This window comes from Fulvivirga ulvae (genome assembly GCF_021389975.1).
Lineage (GTDB): Bacteria > Bacteroidota > Bacteroidia > Cytophagales > Cyclobacteriaceae > Fulvivirga > Fulvivirga ulvae.
The window spans coordinates 3,592,217-3,614,299 of the sequence record NZ_CP089981.1; the positions used below are offsets into that span (position 1 = coordinate 3,592,217).

Genomic DNA, 22,083 nt, shown 5'->3' on the forward strand with positions numbered 1-22,083 from the left:
GGGGCAAGACTTAGTTTGACCTTTTAAATTTTGAACCTTTGAGCTTCAAATTAAACAAGAAGTTATTTTTCCGTATCCACAGCTGGATTGGTATCAAGTTAAGCATACTATTTTTTATAGTATGCTTTTCTGGTACCCTGGCTACGTTGAGCCATGAGATGGACTGGCTCTTTATACCTGAAATGAGGGTAACGCCGCAGGATAAGCTGGCTTCAAAAAATGAGATCGTACGTAATATTCAAGCGCAGTTCCCCAATGGCCGCATCCAGTTTTGGAGTGCAACAGAAGAACCATATCTCTGCGATATTGTCTATATCATCGAGGAGGGCGAGCTTACCTATGGCTTGGTAAATCGCTATACCGGCGCTCTGCAGGGGCATGCCAACCTTACCTTTGCACGATTTTTCCGTGACCTGCATTACTACCTGTTCATTCCGTTTCAGGTAGGGCATTTTACCGTACTTATTTTTGCCTTTTTGCTGCTTATCTCTTTTGTTACCGCCTTGCTGTTTTACAAAAAGTGGTACAAGAAGCTTTTCCAACTGACCATAAACAAAGGTCCGCTGGTGTTTTTCCGCAGCCTGCACCGGCTGGTAGGTGTGTGGTCGGTGCCTTTTACGCTGTTATTTTCCATAACCGGAATCTGGTATTTTATAGAAAGGGCAAACATCGGAGGTGTATCCGATATTGCCAATACATCATCACCGGAAGCTGCAGATACAGTCAGGCTTGCCGAAGGGCAGATTCTATCTTACAGCGTGAATTACGATAGTGCCATAGCCGTAGCCCAACGGGAAATTCCCGGTCTGGTCATCAAAGACATCCTGCCACCTTCTGCCCCGGGTAAGCCACTTTATGTTAACGGGACAAGTGGTGTTCCGTTGGTTCGGAACCGCGCCAACCGCGTATACCTCGATCCTTTTACTTATGAAGTATTGAAGGTACAGCGTGCAGAGTCACTCAACACAGTTACATGGCTCAACGACATCGCCGATCCACTACATTTTGGCTATTGGGGTGGGCTCACCACCAAATTCATCTGGTTTATTTTTGGACTGGGCATATCATCACTCATTCTTACTGGCATCTGGATAAGCCTGAAAAGAAAGGTGAAAGGTAAAGCCAAACAAAAAGCAATAAAGATGGGAGGCTGGATTTATGTTAACACGTTTGTTTATGGAGCTTTGCTTGTTTTTATGTATTTCATGCTCATTGACAGGTACAATGCTTCTGCTATGGCCCTGGCTGTCATTACGGTTGGCTGGCTGGTATTTATTGGATTAACCTGGTATATTTTCGTATACAGGCTGAGACGGATGAGGTGATATTGACTACATTTTGATAACCGGCATGCTGCTTAGACAGTGATTTAATTGTATATTGAAGCAAATAGGTCTATTTGTATTTAAACTCAATTAGTGCGAAACTTTTATCAGGGATGATATATGGTTGAACTCGATAAAATTTCTACACTTCCACCGGAAAGTGCCGTTAAGGAAGAATATACGCAGCAGCTATCCGGCTTGCGCAATGAATTATTTCAATTGCAAAACAAGCTCTATGCAGACGGACGCTATAGTGTGCTTATTGTTTTGCAGGGACTGGACACCTCTGGGAAAGATGGCACAATTCGTCATGCATTTAGCGGTATGAACCCCCAGGGAGTACAGGTAACTTCGTTTAAAAAGCCTACTGAAGATGAAATGAAGCACGATTTCTTATGGCGTGTCTACCCTCACTTTCCTGCAAAAGGCATGATCAGGGTTTTTAACCGGTCGTATTACGAAGACATCCTCGTGCCCACCGTTAATCAAAGCCTGAGTGATGAAATATTACAACATCGCACCAGCTTGATTAACGAGCTGGAACATCACCTCACGGCAAGCAATACATTGATCCTCAAATATTATCTCCATATATCATCCGAAGAACAAAAAGAGCGTATAGAAGACCGAAAAGCCAAACCTCACAAGCGCTGGAAATACGCCAGGGAAGACGAAAAAATACCACTTCAGTGGGACGACTACCAGCAAGCTTACCATACAGTGATAAACAAATGTAATGACATCCCATGGCATATCATCCCCTCCGACAAACGCTGGTACCGCAACCACACCGCCGCCAAAATCTTACTAGATGAATTGCAAAAACTGGATTTGAGGTATCCGGATTGGAAAGAGTAGTGACTGGGGTTTAATATTTTCCCACGTCATAACCATGATTATTCTTTTACTTTTTTCCATCGGCACGGTTGATAATAAGCCCTTTGTACGCTGATAGAAGGAATTCATGGTGATTAAGAAAATCTTGATTTGTCTTATGATTCGGTAAATAATTACTAGCAGATGCTCTTAACTTCCGGATTACCTGATGCCTCAATGTTGCTTTTGATTTCATGATCAGCCTTATATATCTATTTGATGATGAGACTGTTCAGATACATGCTGAGCTGGTAGTACTTTTTTGTTGTTAATTTTCTCCATGGTTTTTCAACCAGTCTTCTGTCTTTTACGTTTAGCCTAAGGTTACCAGGTCATTAGAAAATATTGAAAATGAGGGGTAAGACTCAGGTGGTTTTAAAATGACAATAAAGAAAATATATTCCATTCCGGGCATGGTGCTGTTAGCCTTAGTACTACTACTTACTTTAGGCAGATCCAATCAGGCTTTTACCCATGTTCAGGTTGATTTTGGTCCCTTGGATGAGTTATCGGATGACGACCAGCTTTGGTTTTGTTATCATTATGGAGGGGGCACTCATAGAGATGGTTTACCTCTACGTTCAGCCGGTGAAGACAGCTATAATAATAAAACTGAGGAAGATGATACCTGCAAAACTGAAACTTCAGGGTGCTGGTCAAAGGTACCGACGATCCTTCAGTCAAATTTAGCCGTTAGATTTTCTTCACTCAGGTTGATATTTATCGAATATCAAAGCCTTATACCCCTTTACATACTTTTTCATTCGTGGAAGAATTTCCTTGCCTGATGCCCTCTTTCGGGCCTCTTAGCTCCTGAAAGAGCAACCCCTTTACATTCCCCTTATAAACATTATTTAAAACATTTTATCAAATGGAATCCATAAAAGATCTGTTTGATGAACAGGATGTCCTTTTCAAAATTTCACACAACCTGCCTGCACAGTCAGCACTTAGGGACTTTGTTCATCATAATACCATACATGCCGTTCAGTATTTAAAATTTTACGAAGCATTACGCCAGACTTCTCAAATGTTTGGTTACAAAACCTATTTATCGATCGCTGAATTTATGAACCTGTTTTACCAGGGCAAGATCCATGAACATATTCTGGACAGGGTGATCAGGGAGAAAAAGGAGAAGAAGGTTTCCTTGCCTGGAAAGAAAAGCTTTTCAGGCACAATTATGAAGAAACGGTTTCCCGGTTAGGCCGCATGAGAATCCAATGGGAAAAACAGTATAAGATTAATCCTGACGAGTCCGTGCACCCCCTTCTCTTCAGCTTGCTTACCGAATATCTTGATCAGGATGTGTCTCTACAGGCATCTGCCGGTAAAGAATTCCTGATGTTCGTTAAGGAAGTTGAGCAAAATGAACAGGGTAGAATTTTTAAAAGCTCCAGACCGCGGAAACTGCTTGTGGAAGGACAATGCAACATCGGGGATTTGCTTAAGATATTAGTAGAAGATCAGGCCTTGTTTGAGCAATACCTCTTCTGTCAGCAATTCTCTCACCCCGGGTGGTCAGGCATGGTTTCAGCCATAGAGCACCAGCCAGACAAATTACCTGATGGCAAAAATATCACACTACATGATTTGATATGTCTGGAGCTACTATTGGAAATAGATGCCCTTGACCATAAATTCGGGGAGGCTTGGGAACCACTGGGTGTCGGTGCCGGGTATCTGGCCGATCCCTTGCTTCAAACAGGGCCACTTACAGAGCCAGAAGAGGTACTGCTCCTGTGGCAGGAAGCTTTTGAGTGGAGTTGTTTTGATAATGTGGTTAAAAGTATATTACAGCCCCCGACACAAAAGAGTGATCCTAAGAGGTTTCAGGTTATGTTTTGCATGAATGATAAGGAATACTCCCTGAAAAACTGCATTGAGCAAATAAGACCCGACATTGAAACTTTTGATACACCCGGATATTTTGGTGTTGAGTTTTATTTTAAACCGGAGCAAAGTAAATACTACACCAGGGCCTGCCCTTCCAGAACTACACCCGGATACCTGATCCGTGAGGAACCTGGCCGACATAATCTGAGGCACCTGTATAACAGTGATCAGTCTCCGCTAAGTCGGCTCATATTAAGGTTACTTCTGGTTTGGTCGGCTGTTAAGCGCTTGTCCGGCATCTTCCGGCCTGCATTACATTCGGCCACATCCCATTCTGCCCCACATATAGATAAGCAATCCTACCTCACTATTGAATACGAGGGCGAAGAAGTGGGGGGATTACAGGTAGGTTTTGCGGTGGAGGAGATGGCCCGGCGTGTTGGCAGCATCCTGCGCAGTATCGGACTTATCAGGGGGTTTGCGTCGGTTATCTATGTGATAGGGCATAATATAAATGCAGTTAATGCCAGGGTATTTTCACATATGGCGAACCTCAAAACTGTAAGAGACCGGCTCAGAAAGGATGGCCTCGACATCCCAGATGAAGTGGTGTTTATAGGTGCACTATATGACGCTGTTCACGATGAGATCGAGTTTTATGATGAGGTAAGCCTCTCCCCGGGGCAGAAGAGCAGCCATGATCTCAATCAGGTAATATTCGGGCGGGCACTGTCGCGGAATGCCAGAATATACTCAGGAAAGGTTAGTGTAGCAATAACCAGAAAAGTACCAAACATTTATGAAGGTGGTAAAGAAATTTCATGGTCTGGCCACCCAATGTCAAAACGAAAAATAGCAAAAGCATGAATAATTTAAAATCTTACTGCGATCAGATCACGGAAAAAACGGTCATGATTTTTTGTAGTGACTGTAAGAGCCCACTGGAGGTTATGGATAGCAAAAACCTGATCATTCATAATGTATTAGGAGGAATAATTACCGAAACGAATGCTTATAATATGAATTGGCTCAGGCGCTGTATTGAGGAAGAAGCAGTGAGCCAGCTCGTTTTTGTAGGACACCTCAATTGTCAGGTGCTGAAATATTTGCTCGATGACCACTCCGGTATAACATTATGGAAAGAAGCCCGTAGCTATGTGGAGGCCCTTGCGGAAGAGATAGTCGGTTTAAACTTTGGGCTGTATGACAGGGGTTGGTATCTTATGCATCGTCATGTAGCTTTACAGGTCAAAAAACTTTCCGGTATACCTTATATCCGTGAAAAAATCGAAAAGGACAAACTTATAGTGACCGGGATAGTTATTGATGACAGGGAACCTAATCTTCTCGAAGAGACTGACCTTGACCTATTTGAAAATTTAAAATTTAAACTGAATTAAAAAAATCTCATCCAATGGAGAAAAAACATTTTTTGTTAATAGCATGCTTGATATTTGTATCAGTGCTTTCGAGGGCACAGGATAACTCGGAAAAAGAAAAACCAAAAAGAGGAGGCGTTGTATTTTCGCTCAATGAAGATGGCAGTCGCTACGTAAAGCTCTCCGGGCTGGGCCAGATCTGGCTGAGAAACACGCAAATGAACCCGGGCACCACGATCAACGGATACGATACAGACAGTTACAGCGACATTAGCATTCGCAGGCTCAGGTTCCAGGTATTTGCCCAGGTCAGCGATAAAGTGTTTTTCTATACCCAGTTTGGTCAGAATAACTTCAATTTTCATTCACCTAAATACGATGGTGCCTTCTTTCATGATGCATTGATTGAATATGCAGTTGATAAGGAAAAGCTCTCGTTTGGCGCCGGACTTACAGGGTGGAGTGGCCTTAACCGCTACGCTTCACCAAGTACAGGTGGTATTTTAACACTTGATGCACCGCTCTATCAGCAGGCAACCAATGGTGTTAATGACCAGTTTCTGAGAAAATTGAGCGTGTATGCCAAAGGTCAGCTAGGCAAACTGGATTACCGAATAGCAGTATCCCAGCCTATGACGGTTTCAGGGGCTCCCGAGGAGCCTGCAGGTACTGACTTTTCCTTTAGCAATGAGCCGGCGAAAAAGCAGGTTCAGGGTTATTTCAAATACATGCTTATGGATAAAGAATCGAACCTGACACCTTATGAAACCGGCACATACCTAGGCAAAAAAAGCGTATTTAATATCGGCGGAGGCTTTATCTACCAGCAGGATGCTATGTGGGCACTGGATAATAATGCAGACATTGTAAACGAAGACATGGTGCTGTTTGGTCTGGATGTTTTTTATGACACACCACTTACAGATGAAACAGCCCTGACGGCATATGCCGCTTATACCAACTATGACTTTGGCAATGGCTACGTCAGGAATGTTGGAGTTAACAATGCCGCTACAGGCTCAAACGGAGCTACTGTTGGAGGCTATGGAGGTGCATTCCCCATGGTTGGTACAGGAAATACTATCTATGCACAGGCCGGTTATCTTTTTGGCAAAAACATACTCAGTGAAGGAGGTAAATTACAACCTTTTGCTGCATTGCAGTACTCAGACTATGACTACCTGGATGACAGCATGGTGATGTACGAGTTGGGAGCCAACTACCTCATCCATGGGGGACACGGCAGTAAATTGAGCTTCATGTACCAAAGCAGGCCAACCTATGAAAATGTAGGCGGGGAAAATGTAATGGATACCCGTAAAGGGATGGCTGTACTGCAGTATCAGGTGAGCTTTTAGAAATTTGATTTTTTTGCCAACAAATTATGGACTTGTTGGTTACAGAAGAATAACACTACGCATAACTATAAAAGAGGTTGTTTAGGCGCTCTGGTCAGAATTACGGACAAGGGCTTAAGCAACCTTTTTTAATTTGTTATCATTGCAAAATAAAAGCAAAGACCTGCCTGGCTTCACTGCCTCATAACTTGTCTCTTGGTGTTGATAGCATCTGATCCAATCCGAGTTCATATGGTTGAATAACAACAATACAACGGCTTAGCCAGGTATGGTTTTCTTTGAAATTTTTTTTGTCCAGACAGTTGTCTCTCCCGATGCCGTAGAGTCCTCTGCGAGAGATTCTACTGGGAAGTAATATATAATCCGGGCTTAACTTAAAAGCATTGTAATCCCCTCAAAGGGATAGTTAGTGACGTAGAAATATTCAAATCCCGATTCTTCGTTTTACCGATTATTTATATCACCAATCACTGAATATTTTATCGCTTTCAAGCAGATGTCTCTCGGAGAGGACACTGCGAATTTTCAAATAGAAGTTTAATTATTTGTAGCATCTGCAATCCGAAATTACAAGGCGTTTCATAAGTACGTGCGGAACACCCTCCGGCCTGCGACCACCTTCCTCCGGGGAGGAGTTGGTGCACAATTTGTAATTCACCGGATACTATAACACCGATCACTTGGTCACTCTCTAAGCCCGTCTCAATACTCAATACTTTCATCTCAATACTCCTACAACACCGATCACCGAATACCAGACCTCTCCCAAAGAGGACTATGTCATTAGAGAACCCATTCACTTAGAAACCCTACATTACTTAACCCCAAAGCCTACTCCACCAAATTAAAATAAAGTACCTCCCGCTCATTGTCCGGGTTTGGATGGAATAATAACACCTCCTTTGCATCAGTCAGTGGTTTGACCGCAATAATCACAGCGTCACCTTTAACAGCTCCTGCATTAGTGATCATATTCACTTTACGACCAACTTCCCAGATCCGTACCGGATTGAGCGGAGCCGTGCTGTAAATAGGCTCGGCACCAAAGGCAGGTATATCCCTCACCTCCCTAAGATCACGATATGACGGGTTGTCCTGTTTGATCCTGGGAATTAAAGGCCATATTGCAATGCCGAAGAATAACATGGTGGCAAGGGACAAAGGATAAACCCACTCCTTTTTCTTCCATAAAACCATTGCGAAGGCAGCGGCTATAACCAATCCAAGTATAACAATGCAAATAAAAAAGGAAATACCCACTTCGCCTGTTTTTAAACCAAACTGCCACGCAATGAAAGTAATGCCCAAAGTTACCATAAGTGACAGCACGGCCTGCACGTCGACAAATATGTGCGAGGCTTTATCCGTACCCCTACCTCTTCGGTACAACTCTATATGATGCGAAATCAAAGCTCCGATCAACACTGCCAAAGGAGGTAGGGCAGGCAAAAAGTACCTTTCCTTTTTCTCAGGAACAACCGAAAGCAAAAACAAAGTGAATAAAAACCAGAAGAGCACCAGTTTCATGCCTTTGGCAGAGAATATCCGTTGCAATGCCTTGAACTTATAAAAGGCAAATAAAGTAGCAAAAGCCCATATGCCGGTAAATAAAGGAAAGTGCAAATAAAACCAGATCGGTCTGTTATGCCGGTTAATCCAGGCACCGCTTTCCTCCCCGGCGATCTGTGTGGCAATATCCGGAATTTTCAGGTACAGGTAAAGTGGCCAGGCAGCGCTGATCAGTAACATGGTCAGTATGCAAAGAACCACACCACCCCAGGTTGGACGTTCAAATTTATATTTGCTCAAAAAGAAGGCTAAAAGGTAAGGGAGTAGCATTGCATAAAATGATACAGGCCCCTTGCTCATAAAAGACAGCCCCATAAATATGCCGGATGAAATCCAATGCTTTAAAAGGTTATACTTTGACGCACGATAGAGCATCCAAATTGCACCCAGCATAAAGGCATTGCAGTAAATGTCCCAGGCACCCGTTTTTGCCTCTTCTATAAACATATAGCATGATGCCAGAACAGCGGCCGAATAAAAGGCTGTATGGCTGTTTTGAAAAACATCTTTTACCAGGCCGTAGAGAAAAAAGACCATGACCGTAGCGATCAAAGCTGCCGGTAGGCGCAGGGCCATCAGGCTGTTGGGGTTGCCTGCTACACCTATTGAGGCGGTGGTAAGCCAGGTGGGTAGAGGTGGTTTTCTTATCCGCGTTTGGCCATTCAGTGTAGGGATCATCCAGTTGCCACTTTCCAGCATTTCGCGGGCTGAGATAAAGTTGCGCGCCTCCATAATTGTAGGAGGCGAGACTTCTGCCAGGTGTGTGAAAAATAAAATGATACAAATCCCTAATAAAAGAGATTTATGATACGGTTTGCCGGGAATCATGAATAAGCCTGAGTTTTCCTGGGTGCTGATCTATAATGAATATACAGGTTTCTGGAATAAATAATAACTCCAAAAAGCTGACCTGCAATAAGTACCGGGTCGAGCCGGAATATGGCATAGGTTATGATCATGAGCGAGCCGATGAGGCTGATGATCCAAAAGCCTGGGGGTAGCACCGATTTCTTCATTTTTTCCGAATGCAGCCATTGATAAACAAACCTAAAGGTAAATATGATTTGCCCGGCAGAACCCCAGACCATTAATGGAAAAGAGATTTCAGGGTTGCTGAGCAGTGCGTGGAAATGGAACTGTTTGTTGAGCAACAAGTAACACAATGCTATAGCCGGACTGGCCAGTGTACTTACCCTGAACCAAACAGGAAGGTGCCTCCACGCATTTTTAAAGCGCAGGTTGCGGATATAAATAAAATAGGAGATCAATTGCCCACCGATGATGACAATATCATTTCTTAGCACACCATAGATGATCAACATAAAAGATGCGATCAGGCTCAATTGCCAGAATAATGTAGGCGAAAGTACTTTTCCGGCTTTTTCAGACCTGATCCACTGGACGATCAGCCGGGCCGAAAACAACCCCTGAGCAATAAATCCGATGGTGAATATCCAGGTATTACTCATGCACCAATTCCACTTCTGAGATTTTATATTGAATATTCTTTTTCCTCATCCATACAAATACCAGGGTGTCGATGAAGGGGCCTGCAAGCCTGTTGAGCAAATGGTACTTCGCTGTACCTGCAGATCTTTCGAAGTGCTGCACCTCAAGCTGCTTTACTTCACCACCCTGAAGTTGTATAAGGGCAGGGATGAAGCGGTGCATACCCTTAAAGAAAGGAAGCTTTTTGGCAGCATCTGCTTGCATCAGTTTCAGCGGACAGCAGGTATCGGCTATACCGTCATTGATCATCAGGCGCCTGAACCCGTTGGCTATTTTGGAAGATAACCTTTTTACTACAGTATCTTTTCTTTTAGAGCGGATGCCGTTAATAAGGGTACAGCCGTTGATATGTTCAAGGTATTTAAGGAAATCGCTGGGAGAAGTCTGTAGATCAGCATCAATGTACCCCAGGTATTGTGTATCGCAGAGGTCGATACCTGTTTTAATGGCAGCACTGAGTCCACAATTTTTTTCAAGGGATACATAGTAGTAATGTTCAGCACCTTTCCCGTGGCAAATATCTTTAATCAGCTCCAGGCTTCCATCATCAGACCCGTCATTGACAAAAAGCACTTTAGAAGCCACCGGGGTTTGAGTCAGATATTTATCCATTTCTTCTTTGAAACGAGGCAGACTTTCTACCTCATTATACACCGGTACCACTATGGTAAGCTGGTATTCAGGCACCATGGCGCAGGCCCTCCAGTGCCTTGATGTTCTTTTTAATATTCACTTGTTTGCCTTTTTCCAGGTGAGTCCTGGCGTAAGCAGTGCAGTAGTTGTGCTGGTGTAGAAAGTTCAGGTTTTGCCTGTGCCACTGGTCATCACTTACCTTTGTTTCGAAAATGAGTTCCCATTCCTTTCTTAGTTTCTTGGATAGCTGAAAATAATTTCTGCACGAGAGGTGATAAAGGTCTGCATCGCAAATAACCTTTTCTATCAGGTTATGAGGTTCTGCATCCAATTGGGTAACGCTGATGCAGTTCAATACCCTGTTGATCTTTGATTGTGGATAATTGTTTTCGGACAAAAATACCCTGGCGATGTTTTTACTCTTCTCTTCATGTCCGGAATAAGTGTACAAATAGCCGGTATCATGAAACCAGGCAGCAATCATTAAAGCTTCACGATCATTTTTACCGAGCTGCATACCCTGGCTTATCTCATCGCAGGCTTTAACCACCATCTCGGTATGGCCAAGGTTATGAAATATGAGTTTATTGCTTTGCTGCTCTTTGAAGAGCGCACGAACATAAGCTTCTACTTTTGTTAGTATATCAGACTTTAGCACTTTTTTAACCTTTTTGTCATCACGCAAAAAATCTGAAAGGGGTTGGTACATGGTGTAAAAAATTCAATGTGACAACAATCATAAATTTCTGGTGATGTACGTTCTGTTTCAACCAACCTTTATAACATACCTTGCGTGTAGACCATACCGACTAAATAAGTGGAAGAAAACAGGAGCTTTTACGAATTAATAGATTGCTGCAGAAAAGGAAGAAAATCTGCACAGGATAAGCTCTATATGGAGTTTTACAGCTATGCTATGAGTATAGCGCTGAGGTATTCCAGAGATCGGGAAGAGGCTATCGAGATCGTGAATGATGCATTCTTTAAAGTATTCACCAACCTCGATAAGTACACACCCGGGCTATCCTTCAGAGGGTGGCTCAGGAGGATAGTGATCAATGCTTCTATCGATTATTACAGAAGAAATGAAAAACATTATCACGGTGTGGACATCTCTTACGCAAATCTCGAGCATACGGATGAGGATGTGCTGGATGATATATCCGAAAAGGAGATTATCGGGCTCATTCAGGACTTGCCACCCTCTTACAGAATGGTTTTTAACCTTTATGTAATAGAAGGCTACAAACATGAAGAGATAGCAAAAAAGCTTAACATCAGCGTGGGTACTTCCAAATCCAATTTATCAGTGGCACGTACAAAACTACAGTTGGCAATCAGCAAAATGAGAGGTATTAAAGGTCAGAAACATGGATGACAATAAGTTTGACAAAAAAATAAGGGAGAAGGTAGAAAACTTCCGAGACGAGCAATATGATGAGCATGCACGGATGGCAGGGGTATCTTACCAACCCTGGTATGCTCCCTACAAAAAAGCTGCGGGTTATGCTGCTGCAATAGTGCTGATCAGCCTGTTGAATTTCGGGCTGTTTGCCTATTTTCATGGTCAACGCGACCATGAGTTAATGGCAAGCATTGAGGAAATGAAAGAAGATATGGGTAACTATGAAAAGCTGAAGCGCGACTACGAAACACTCCGGTTGACCAGGGCTGAAACAGTGACCGAATTTAAGACAGATACCGTCTATGTTTATAAAGAGTTTGTTGGCAGCGCAGGCCATGGGCAGACATCATATGGAGGACTGAGAGCCTTGAGTACCGCATATCATAAACCAACGGAGGGAGGGCAGTATTATACACAAAGAGAGGATGTGCGATTAGGAAAAGTTGATGAAATATCAACAGAGGTCAAAGATTTTCTGGCCCAATATAACCTCGCTTACATTGGTGAAGATGAACATGTTTACCTGCAATATCACAACCAGGAATACGCGCAGTTTGTAACCCGCAAAGGTTATGATGCACCCGCGGTATTTAACGGTTCTGACATTGAGCTTGCCTCTGTAGAAATTACGGAGCCGGAACATAAAACACTGGATAAGCATAAAAAACAACAGCTTTCTGTCAAAGTACTCCGGGATATCGAAAAGCAACGTATGAAAGGTATAGGCTTTCAGTATGGCCCTGAAGTAGACCTTTTGAAGCTATCCACTGATCGTGGCTCAGGTCACCCCGGGTTAGCAGCAGGCATCAAGGCAGAGTTCATATTGTCGCCATCGCTCAGAGTGGAGACTGGGGCCAAATATTCCTATACGGGCTATACAGTAAATAACCCTGACCAATTGGGAGATGAGCTGGCTACTTATCCCGGCCAGAATGAAGATATAGGAAGATTGCAACAAATAGAGCAGCGTACACATGCCATATCCGTTCCTTTACAATTAAAATACTATTACCCCGTGGCGCGTGATCGCTATATTTTTGCATCGATAGGTGCGTCACCACAAATGCATCTGCTTCAGCAGTTTGAGTATGAATATGAATATAATTACTCTTCCCAGGAAAATGATTTTTCAGTTGATATTGAAGCCTCCAAACATTTTGATGATGGCAAGATCTACACAGGTACAATGGACTTTAGTTTGGGTATTGAGAAGAAACTGAAAAACCACTCTATATTACAACTCTCTGGTTTCTACAGCAGAGGCATAGGCAAGCTGGGCATGGAGAAAAGTGAACTGGCTCTGGTAGGGGTGAGAACTGCATTGAAATTCAGGGTCAACTAAGGATTTAATACATCCGAGGCTTTTGACGATTCCAGTGATACCAATGCCTTTCAGGCTTCTTCAGGCGCTTCATCCGGAGACACCTGGACCAATGTGGAAGATTCTTTCATACAAGGGTTCCAATTGGCCGATGATATAGAGCGGCTACCCGACACCAGGTTTAAAGTAGCCGTAGGCGGTCGGTTAAACTACTACATCAATCAAATGCTGGTGATGCGCACGTACTATCGTTACTACACCGATGATTGGGGTATTACCTCCAACACGGCGAGCATCGAACTGCCCGTGAAGGTTACGGATAAATTCACACTTTACCCGTCATGCCGCTACTATAACCAGACAGCGGCAGACTACTTCGCAGGCTATGAGCAGCATTTGTCAACAGAAGAATTTTACACTTCAGATTATGACCTGTCAGAGTTCAATGCCAATGCCTACGGTTTTGGGGTAAGCTATACCGATATTTTCACCTCATTCCACCTGGGCAAGTTTGGCTTAAAAAGCATTGACCTGAAATACCTCTACTATGAAAGAAATACAGGCCTCACCTCAGGCCTCATCAGCGGAGGTTTGAAGTTTGTGGTGGATAGATAGTTTGGCTAAGGGCAACGTTTAGTAGTGAGCTGCTAAACAAAGTATGATTGGTCTTTAGAACAAAGTAGACCATATAAACACCCTTTACTTTTGTCTCATACAGATAAAGTATAATAAAATGAGACAAAACAATTATCAAGGGGCATTGCAGATGCCGATAGGGTCTGGTTTTAATGCCAAAAACACGGCCTTAGATGTAATGCAGGGTGTCAATCTCTCCGGGAAAGTAGCAATCGTAACAGGGGGTAATACAGGCATTGGTCTGGAAACAACCCAAAGGCTTGCTGCTGCCGGAGCGACTGTAATAGTACCTGCCAGAAACATCGGGAAAGCCAGGAGAAATCTGGAGGGAATCCCCAACATTGAGCTTCATGCAATGGATTTGATGGATGCTGAATCGATTGATGCATTTGCGGAAAAATTCTTGCAGTCAGGAAGGCCACTTCATATACTGATCAATAATGCAGGTATTATGTGGGTGCCCCTGCGAAGAGATAATAGAGGTATCGAATCGCAGTTGGCAACCAACTACCTGGCTCAATTTCAGCTTGTTGCCAGATTGTGGAGCGCCCTTAGAGATGCCAATGGGGCACGTGTTGTTAATGTGTCCTCCCAAGGCCACCAATTCGCACCTTTTAATTTTGAAGATCCAAATTTTCTGACCCGGGCATATGAAACTCTACAAGGTTATGGCCAGTCAAAAACAGCCGTCAATTTGTTTTCCCTTGAATTAGATGTCAGGGCCAGGACCCATGGCGTAAGAGCATATTCCGTACACCCCGGATCAATAGGCGGTACGGAGTTGGCCAGAGAAGCTCCTCTTGAATTATTTCAGCAGATGGGGTTCTGTGATGCGGAGGGAAATATACTTCCTGAAGTGCTGGCATCACTCAAAACTATTCCACAAGGTGCGGCTACCACAGTCTGGTGTGCAACCAGCCTGATGCTTAAGGATATTGGTGGTGTATACTGCGAGGATGTGGAAATTGCAGAATTAGCACCAGACGCTACTGTGGCAGAAGGGGTAAAGCCGTACTCATTAGACGAAGCCAGTGCAAAAAAACTATGGACATTAAGTGAAGCGTTGACAGGGGTGAAATTTCAAATCTCCTAAAACTTACCAGAGGGCTAAGCGTAATTAAAATCAGGCAGTGTTATAGAGATAAACATCATGATCCGGAAAGCCTAAAGGGCTCTGCATGTGGAGAGAGGGAACTTTACCCCTCTCTTTTGCTTCATAATCAGCAGGTTTTGTCTGGTCATCAATGGGAATGAACCACGGAAGCGCCATTGAAGTATCTGATAAAATGCATAATTTAATTTATTATTTAGTTGCAAATGGATCACATATCAAAGTACCTGACACCTGAGATAAAGCTGTCTTGCTATGAGGATAAATTTTTCAAATCAGAAATAGTTTTTGATCATCATATGCTGGTTTGGTTTATTTCGGGTGAAACTAAAATAGTGCAGGCTGAAGCTACACACAGTTTTAAAAAAGGTGATATTTTTCTTATTCCCAGAAATAAGCCGGCTACCATTATCAATTATCCTAAAGATAGGTTGCCTCATAAGACCGTCGTAATGCTTCTAACCCTGGATATTCTGAGAGAATTTTATAAAAATATCCAGGTGAGATCAGAGATTGTACCCGTTCCCGGTATTAGAAGTTATCATGGTCATCCTTTGCTGGAGAGTTGCCTTGCATCATTAATCCCATATTTTGATATGCAGGAAAATTTTCCAGATTCCCTCGCTGCTCTAAAAATTACCGAAGCAATAAACATACTACGAATTATTGATACTGATATTGATGGAGTATTGGCAAACTTTGACGACCCATATAAAGTGGATTTGGTCAGTTTTATGGAAAAAAACTATATGTTCAACATGCCGATAGAACGATTTGGCTATCTTACCGGAAGAAGTTTGACAACTTTTAAGCGGGATTTTAAAAAAGCCTTTAACCTCACTCCACAAAAATGGCTCACTCAAAAGCGTTTGGAGTTGGCACACTATAGGCTTTCTGAAAAAATGGGAAAACCGACAGACATCTGTTATGAGATCGGTTTTGAAAATTTGTCTCACTTCTCATTCGCCTTTAAAAAATATTTTGGCTATCCACCTTCAAGTTTGAAAACCTAATGAACTAACATTACAAGGGATTAATCCATATTAAAATGTAATGAGCAAAGAAAAATTCGAATATACCACATTTGCGCATCGCTATACCGCAAGATATCCTTTGCTTACCTACCTGGGTATACAGGTGAATTTCTGGATCATTGCTAACCTTTTGTTGGCAACGATCATTCATATTCATTCAAAAGTTCACAATCTGGTTTCGAATTCAGATGTCATTGTAGGTTTTGAGGTAATAGTATGGATTGCAGTTATATTCGGAGTTTTGTATGGCACGAGTTACGGTTTATTCGGCTACTTCCTTGAAAAAAGAGTATTTAAAAAACTCAGTATAGGGAAAGTGATCCTTTTCAAGGCAGCGGCATCACTTACTCTTCTTATGATACTCTTAGTTCTCCTGCGGGGCATATCAGAAAAGCTCTTAGCCCACACCTCCGTCCTCCCGATGACAGTCTTAAGCGATGAAGTCTGGAGATATGTATTTTACCTGCTTCTGGTATACTATTTTTTTATGGCCCTGCTTATCAATTATATCAATCTGGTGAATAAAAAATACGGTCCCGGAGTTTTGATTCCTCTGCTATTTGGTAAATATCGGCATCCCCGAGAAGAAGATCGAATATTTATGTTCATGGATCTGAAATCTTCTACCGCAACAGCCGAGTTACTGGGGCACCTAAGGTATAGTTCATTTATAAGGGATTGTTTTGATGATATCAACGAATTGTTATTTCCGTTTCGCGCGCAGATATATCAATACGTTGGAGATGAAATCGTACTTATGTGGCCGGAAAGAGAAGGATTGCTTAACAACTTTTGCATAAGGTTTTTCTTTGCTTGTCGAAAACAGTTTCTGCATAGGTCAGAACATTATATGACAAATTATGGGGTTATTCCGGAGTTTAAGGCAGGATTACATGCAGGGCAGGTTTCTGCCGTTGAAATTGGTGAGGTCAAAAAAGATATTGCTTATCATGGCGATACCCTAAATACAGCCGCGAGAATTCAAAGTGTCTGTAATCAGTACAATCAGAGTCTGCTTATTTCTGAGTATTTGTTGAATAAAGCAGCATTAAACGATGACATAAAATCATCTAAAATTGGTGACATTTTACTCAGAGGAAAGAAAGAACCCATAGGTGTCTTTTGCCTTACTTCTGTCGAAGATGGAAAATAAGGATTTCGCACAGTAGTTAGCCCTCCCCCGAATATAAAAAACCATTCACCATGCTTCGGAATGCAAATCAGCAGATGTTTCATACCTTTAAGGGAGAAGGATGAATAAAAGATACAGATATGCAGAAGAGAAAAACCAGAGCATTATTACCCGTTGGAATTTTTGTTATTGCTATGGCGCAAATTGTCAATCATTATGCAGTTTTACCTGATCCCATCCATGGAGCTTTAATGGGAGCGGGGATAGGGCTAATGGTTCTGTCATTTATCAGAGGTAAGTTTAATACAGCCAACAAAGTCTGATATGCCTTTAGAGGATGGAGAAGGCCTGTAGCAAATCTCAAAAGGCCATAAATGTCTGATTTTATCCCTCTTAAAACCAAACCGCAAAATTCTTCCATGAATATCCTTGGCCCTATAGTCATTTTGATTCCGGTGCTGATAGCCCTTTACTTTTGCGAATGGCAGGTTGTTGCCGCCTTTGTTGTGGCAATATTAGTAGTCCCCTTAGCCATTTTCTTTTTTACACACCTGTTTGAGGTCTTTTTTCAGCATAAACCGATGGACTTTAAAGAGATGTTTGAAATGTGGGGCATGTTTGCCGTGGCAGGTATTCCGATTTATTTTGTTTTAATACTTCCGCTATACTACATCCTGAAATCCAGTGGCAGTATTCCTATGCTATATGGTTTTCCCGCCGGGGTCACCATCATCATGTTCCTGCTATTCGTTTTATTAGCTACCAGGTCGTGGGGTTATAAGGAGGTTGTGGTCATAATAGGCTGTAGCGCCCTGCACTCACTTTTTATTATCTGGCTGATCTCAAAATTGAAAGCTATTTCATTTTGATGGAATGGAGTATTAAGTCGCAAATACCCGTCACCACAAACCAGCCACCAATAACCTCTCAACCCCCGATCTTTGCACTTCCCGCAAACAATCGGATATTTGCCTATTGAAAATGAACTAAAAACTCAACAAGCAGTTTAACTTAACTATGGCAGAAACATCTCATTGGACAGGATCAGATAAATATTTATGTGACCCGGCACTGGCTCAGGCCTTTCATATGGCCCGGGTATTGGGCATGCCGCTATTGATAGAAGGCGAACCCGGAACCGGTAAAACAGACCTCCCGATACACTACGCAAAAGACCGTGGGCTTGACCTCGAGGTATACCCCGTAGGGTCAAAAAGTAACATCGAGCAATTTGTAGCTCGTTTTGACCACGTTAAATATTTGAGAGATTCACAAATTGAGATCCTCAATGCTCAGCGCGAGGAAAAGGGACTGGCAAGCAAGCTTACTACCGGTGAGCGCAACCCGGAAACACTTGCCGACTATGTGGTAAAAGGGCCGGCAGCAGTAGCCTACAGCAAGCCCAACTCCGTGTTGCTGATCGATGAGATTGATAAAGCACCCAGAGAATTTCCCAATGACCTCCTTTATGCTTTAAGCCACCGCAAGTTCATTATGCCGGAGTCGGGCGAGATCATTGAAACATCAGAAAAAGATATGCCCGCCATCGTGATCACCTCCAACCGGGAGCAGGAGCTGCCTACCGCCTTTAAGGGAAGGTGCATTTACCATTACATTGACTTCCCGGATAAAGAGGTAATGGCAAAGATCATTGAAAAACACCATCCGGGTATGGACGAAAAAGTAGTGCGTGTGGCACTGGATGTGTTTTATCATTTGCGAAGGCTGGGCCTGGAGCGGGCACCTACTACACGTGAAATACTCAACTGGCTGAAATACATGGGCGACATTGCGCCTAAAGAAGCCGTAAAGAAAATTGAAGGACTCGAAGGCATCGGAGCATTGATCAAAACACAAACCGATATGGAAAGAGTAAGCCGCATGCTTGGAGCCAACAATGCTACATTTGGAGGTTTAAATTAATTAGATATGCTAAGTTCCCTGCCTGAAAAATTTCGATCCCATGGCTTAAAAGCCGATGTGCGGACGTTGCTTTTGTTGAGAAAGGCCATGCAAAAGGGGTTGATCAAAACATTGGGAGACATTTATAATGTCCTGAAGGGAATTATAGTCAAAGAACCGTCAGATATCGGCCCGTTTACCAAGGCCTATTACGAGTATTTCCTTTACATACCCATCAAGCCGGGGCAAACCCTGGAAGATGCCATTCTTCGCTCCGAGACATTTGCGGCTTGGAGAAAGCAATTTTTAGATGAGGCTGACCGTGACTTTACCGACGAGGAGTTGGTCAATACCTTTTTAGACCAGGTACATCTTACGAGCTATGATATCAAGGAAGTGATATCGGGCAAGGAAATCTGGGACAAGGATAATCCTGACCAGGCGGACAGCGACCCTTTGGATGATGACAGCGAACCCGCAGAACGGGTGCTGGATAAAATGGCTGATTACTCTGACCTGTCACTTGAAGAGCTGCTCCAACGCATGGAGAAAGTACGGGAGCAGCAAAGAACCCGGCACCAGGGAGGCAGCCATTGGATAGGCACCGGAGGCATTTCGCCTTACGGACATGGTGGAGCGGCCAAAAACGGTATCCGTGTCGGCGGACAGGGAGGAGGAAGAATGGCCAGAAAGGTAATGGGAGACAAAAATTACTTTCCAATCGACAGAGATACATTGCTCAATGATGACAATGTGGATGCTGCCCTTGCCTCCATCAAAGGAGTGATCGAAGAAAGCGCCATCGAGAAACTCGACGTACCTCAAACCATCAAGTCAGGCTTAAAAAGGGGAGGATTGTTTATCCCTGAGCTTTCCAGCGAGAAAAACGAGGAGTTAAAAGTTATAGTACTGATTGATAATGGTGGCTATTCGATGGCCCCCTATGTAAGAAGTGTTCAAAACCTTTTCAGGAAAATGAGAACACGCTTTGCTCATGACCTTGAAGTTTACTACTTCCACAATACTATTTACGACAGGGTTTATATAGACGAGCGCCGATCCAAATCGATACCTGTAGAAAGGCTTTTGATGCACAACAAAGCTTACAGGGTATTCTTCATCGGTGATTCGGCCATGGCTCCCTATGAGCTAAACTCGGTAAGTATACAGAACATACAGGCCATTGTGCATAAGTTTAAAAAAAGTGTCTGGCTAAACCCTGAACCCTTAAAGTACTGGCCTCATACCTATACCATTCAGGTTATGAAGCAACTGGTGCCCATGTTTCCGCTCACACCTGCAGGAATAGAGCGTGCCGTTAGGGCCATGAATGCAAAAAGTACTGAAGGGTGATTTGAATTGGAATAAATTAATTTACCATGAAAAACTGGAACAGAACGGGTAAGATAAAAGCTGTTATTCTTGCTGCGTTATTTCTGCCTAATCTCCTCAGCCCTGTAGGTGTACCTGGACAGCAAAATCCGGCTATGGTTTTTATGCTGTTCATATTTGGTCTTGCTTCCGTGTTCTTGACCGCCAAGGTAAGCAGTAAAATCTTAAGGAGGGAAATCATCAAACCAACCTGGAACGACAACCCGTTGACCATTAGCAAACCGTTATCGTTTATTCATTTTTGCTCTTTCTTCTTTGTGGTAATTGGTGCCAGCGTATTATTAGGCACAGCTATACAGTTTCATGCATTGAGCTTTTACGGACTGTCATTAGTATCATTTGGGTTTGGAATGCTGGCGGGTATCCGTTTAGTGCTGAAAGGAGCAGGGGATAAAGCAGCAAAAATATGAATTCAAAAATAACAAAAGGTGCTGCAAAATAGTCTGATCTGTAACTTTTGCAGCACCTTTTGTAATTAATTGGCATCAATACCATTCATAGTAAGTAACCTCTCCTCCACTTGAAGAAGTTACTGTCCTTTCAATTACATATCCATCAGGATGAAACTTATAGCTCATGGAATAAGAAAGGTCGGCCCCGCCTTCTTCATGCCTGTAGATAGTTGGCAGGTTAGGCTGCATTTTTACGCCAGGAATAACCTCTATCATAGGGAAGGGATTGTCATGCGCTGTAATGTAGCTGTCATATGTCTTGGTGGAAAGTAATATATATTCCTCTGATTTAGCGTCTTTGGTGTAGACCTCATGTTTGTAGATGTTATTATTGTCATAAAACAAGTACAAATGAAGCAGGCCTTCCTGGTAATCACCACTTTCCTGTAAATGATAAGTTACCATGCCCCCTAGATGGCCGACAGGGTCGTAATCGTACAAACTGTATGCTTCTATTATCTCATTTTTTATTTTCTCTGACTTGGTGACCTTTCCATTCTCATAGTAGAAATAAGTGTCATAGCCCATGCTGCTATTCACTCTTACAATTTGGTTGTTGGTGTTATAGTAATAGACTTCTGTGCCTGTGCGTAAAGCCGGAGTTTCTGTTTCCCAGTATACTTTGCTTATCAGTCCTGCTGCACTATATTCATATATCTTCTTGGATCTCCAGCTTCCGGCATAGGTTTCGTATGATTTTGGTAAACCTTGTAACTCAGTAGGGTCAGTAGGATTAGCAGGGTCATTATCATTAATGCTTATTCGGATCTGACTTCTATCGCCAATCAGAAAGCCTTCCGAAGCTTGTATAATTTGAAAAATATGTGATAAGTTGCCTGAGTGAACTTCATCATCAACTACAGTGAAACGGATCTGTGATGTTGCCTGTCCCTTTACCAGGGGAACTACTACTTTTCCATCCAAAGTTTCGGTTTGCAAATACTTATCCATATTGGCCGGAACCGACAGGTAAATTTTACCCTGCCTGGTGGCAGCCTTGTCCAGAAGCAATACAATATCAACAGAACCAGAACCTTCATCAATGGTAATGTCTTCGGAAAGGGTCACTTTAACAGAGGCCTGAGGAGTATCCACCAGGGTATCATCGTCGCTACAAGATAGCATGCCGGCCAATACCATTAGCCCGGCATACTTTTTAAATATTGTTTTCATAATGGGGTTTGTGTTCTCCGGTTATTTAGAGTTTTTGATA

The 22,083-nt window shown here is 42.9% G+C and carries 23 protein-coding genes; 18 read left to right on the forward strand and 5 right to left on the reverse strand.

Annotation, left to right across the window (positions count from 1 at the left end):
• Positions 1-38: 38 nt before the first annotated feature.
• The 7 genes from LVD17_RS15220 to LVD17_RS15245 all read left to right on the forward strand — a co-directional run bounded on the left by LVD17_RS15220 (position 39) and on the right by LVD17_RS15245 (position 6,774).
• Positions 39-1,325 carry a PepSY-associated TM helix domain-containing protein gene (locus LVD17_RS15220; protein ID WP_233759867.1) on the forward strand — a complete coding sequence of 429 codons (1,287 nt, stop codon included), beginning with the start codon at positions 39-41 and terminating at the stop codon, positions 1,323-1,325.
• 120 nt (positions 1,326-1,445) lie between these two features.
• On the forward strand, positions 1,446-2,183 hold the full coding sequence (locus tag LVD17_RS15225) for a PPK2 family polyphosphate kinase (RefSeq protein WP_233759868.1): 738 nt from the start codon (positions 1,446-1,448) through the stop codon (positions 2,181-2,183).
• A gap of 398 nt (positions 2,184-2,581) precedes the next feature.
• Positions 2,582-2,989: a hypothetical protein gene (locus LVD17_RS15230; protein ID WP_233759869.1), complete on the forward strand. Its 408-nt coding sequence runs from the start codon at positions 2,582-2,584 to the stop codon at positions 2,987-2,989.
• An 83-nt stretch (positions 2,990-3,072) separates the two neighbouring features.
• Positions 3,073-3,408 (forward strand): putative inorganic carbon transporter subunit DabA, encoded by a 336-nt coding sequence (locus tag LVD17_RS28495; RefSeq protein ID WP_255702457.1) that lies wholly within the window; start codon positions 3,073-3,075, stop codon positions 3,406-3,408.
• 5 nt (positions 3,409-3,413) lie between these two features.
• Complete coding sequence (locus LVD17_RS15235) at positions 3,414-4,904, forward strand: putative inorganic carbon transporter subunit DabA (RefSeq protein WP_255702458.1); 1,491 nt, start codon at positions 3,414-3,416, stop codon at positions 4,902-4,904.
• Complete coding sequence (locus tag LVD17_RS15240) at positions 4,901-5,437, forward strand: carbonic anhydrase (protein WP_233759870.1); 537 nt, start codon at positions 4,901-4,903, stop codon at positions 5,435-5,437. The genes LVD17_RS15235 and LVD17_RS15240 overlap by 4 nt, the downstream gene beginning before the upstream one ends.
• 14 nt (positions 5,438-5,451) lie before the next feature.
• Positions 5,452-6,774 (forward strand): hypothetical protein, encoded by a 1,323-nt coding sequence (locus LVD17_RS15245; RefSeq protein WP_233759871.1) that lies wholly within the window; start codon positions 5,452-5,454, stop codon positions 6,772-6,774.
• 831 nt (positions 6,775-7,605) lie between these two features.
• Here the strand turns inward: LVD17_RS15245 and LVD17_RS15250 are convergent.
• The 4 genes from LVD17_RS15250 to LVD17_RS15265 form a co-directional block, all read right to left on the reverse strand.
• Positions 7,606-9,075: an ArnT family glycosyltransferase gene (locus LVD17_RS15250; protein WP_233759872.1), complete on the reverse strand. Its 1,470-nt coding sequence runs from the start codon at positions 9,073-9,075 to the stop codon at positions 7,606-7,608.
• Positions 9,076-9,167: 92 nt separating this feature from the next.
• Positions 9,168-9,812, reverse strand: a complete 645-nt coding sequence (locus LVD17_RS15255) for a lipid-A-disaccharide synthase N-terminal domain-containing protein (RefSeq protein ID WP_233759873.1) — start codon at positions 9,810-9,812, stop codon at positions 9,168-9,170.
• Positions 9,805-10,542 carry a glycosyltransferase family 2 protein gene (locus LVD17_RS15260; RefSeq protein ID WP_233759874.1) on the reverse strand — a complete coding sequence of 246 codons (738 nt, stop codon included), beginning with the start codon at positions 10,540-10,542 and terminating at the stop codon, positions 9,805-9,807. Before LVD17_RS15260 ends, LVD17_RS15255 begins: the two co-directional genes overlap by 8 nt.
• Positions 10,532-11,194: an HD domain-containing protein gene (locus tag LVD17_RS15265; protein WP_233759875.1), complete on the reverse strand. Its 663-nt coding sequence runs from the start codon at positions 11,192-11,194 to the stop codon at positions 10,532-10,534. Before LVD17_RS15265 ends, LVD17_RS15260 begins: the two co-directional genes overlap by 11 nt.
• A gap of 108 nt (positions 11,195-11,302) precedes the next feature.
• Here LVD17_RS15265 and LVD17_RS15270 point away from each other — a divergent pair, with 108 nt between their 5' ends.
• The 11 genes from LVD17_RS15270 to LVD17_RS15320 all read left to right on the forward strand — a co-directional run bounded on the left by LVD17_RS15270 (position 11,303) and on the right by LVD17_RS15320 (position 20,828).
• A complete protein-coding gene (locus LVD17_RS15270) occupies positions 11,303-11,863 on the forward strand; it encodes an RNA polymerase sigma factor (RefSeq protein WP_233759876.1) in 561 nt (186 codons plus the stop codon).
• Positions 11,856-13,232, forward strand: coding sequence for an outer membrane beta-barrel protein (locus LVD17_RS15275; RefSeq protein WP_233759877.1), 1,377 nt, complete (start codon positions 11,856-11,858; stop codon positions 13,230-13,232). The genes LVD17_RS15270 and LVD17_RS15275 overlap by 8 nt, the downstream gene beginning before the upstream one ends.
• A gap of 93 nt (positions 13,233-13,325) precedes the next feature.
• Positions 13,326-13,826, forward strand: coding sequence for a DUF3570 domain-containing protein (locus LVD17_RS15280; RefSeq protein ID WP_233759878.1), 501 nt, complete (start codon positions 13,326-13,328; stop codon positions 13,824-13,826).
• A 118-nt stretch (positions 13,827-13,944) separates the two neighbouring features.
• Positions 13,945-14,940, forward strand: coding sequence for an SDR family NAD(P)-dependent oxidoreductase (locus tag LVD17_RS15285; protein WP_233759879.1), 996 nt, complete (start codon positions 13,945-13,947; stop codon positions 14,938-14,940).
• A gap of 224 nt (positions 14,941-15,164) precedes the next feature.
• A complete protein-coding gene (locus LVD17_RS15290) occupies positions 15,165-15,971 on the forward strand; it encodes a helix-turn-helix domain-containing protein (protein WP_233759880.1) in 807 nt (268 codons plus the stop codon).
• Between the two features lie 40 nt (positions 15,972-16,011).
• Positions 16,012-17,145, forward strand: coding sequence for an adenylate/guanylate cyclase domain-containing protein (locus LVD17_RS15295; RefSeq protein ID WP_233759881.1), 1,134 nt, complete (start codon positions 16,012-16,014; stop codon positions 17,143-17,145).
• A 119-nt stretch (positions 17,146-17,264) separates the two neighbouring features.
• Positions 17,265-17,447 carry a hypothetical protein gene (locus LVD17_RS15300; RefSeq protein WP_233759882.1) on the forward strand — a complete coding sequence of 61 codons (183 nt, stop codon included), beginning with the start codon at positions 17,265-17,267 and terminating at the stop codon, positions 17,445-17,447.
• 51 nt (positions 17,448-17,498) lie between these two features.
• Entirely contained in the window at positions 17,499-17,993 is a 495-nt protein-coding gene (locus tag LVD17_RS15305; RefSeq protein WP_233759883.1) for a hypothetical protein, read from the forward strand.
• Positions 17,994-18,141: 148 nt separating this feature from the next.
• Entirely contained in the window at positions 18,142-19,047 is a 906-nt protein-coding gene (locus LVD17_RS15310; RefSeq protein WP_155174621.1) for an AAA family ATPase, read from the forward strand.
• A 6-nt stretch (positions 19,048-19,053) separates the two neighbouring features.
• On the forward strand, positions 19,054-20,379 hold the full coding sequence (locus LVD17_RS15315; RefSeq protein WP_233759884.1) for a hypothetical protein: 1,326 nt from the start codon (positions 19,054-19,056) through the stop codon (positions 20,377-20,379).
• Positions 20,380-20,405: 26 nt separating this feature from the next.
• Positions 20,406-20,828, forward strand: coding sequence for a hypothetical protein (locus LVD17_RS15320; protein ID WP_233759885.1), 423 nt, complete (start codon positions 20,406-20,408; stop codon positions 20,826-20,828).
• A gap of 75 nt (positions 20,829-20,903) precedes the next feature.
• Here LVD17_RS15320 and LVD17_RS15325 read toward each other — a convergent pair whose 3' ends face one another.
• Positions 20,904-22,043, reverse strand: a complete 1,140-nt coding sequence (locus tag LVD17_RS15325; protein ID WP_233759886.1) for a hypothetical protein — start codon at positions 22,041-22,043, stop codon at positions 20,904-20,906.
• Positions 22,044-22,083 lie beyond the last annotated feature (40 nt).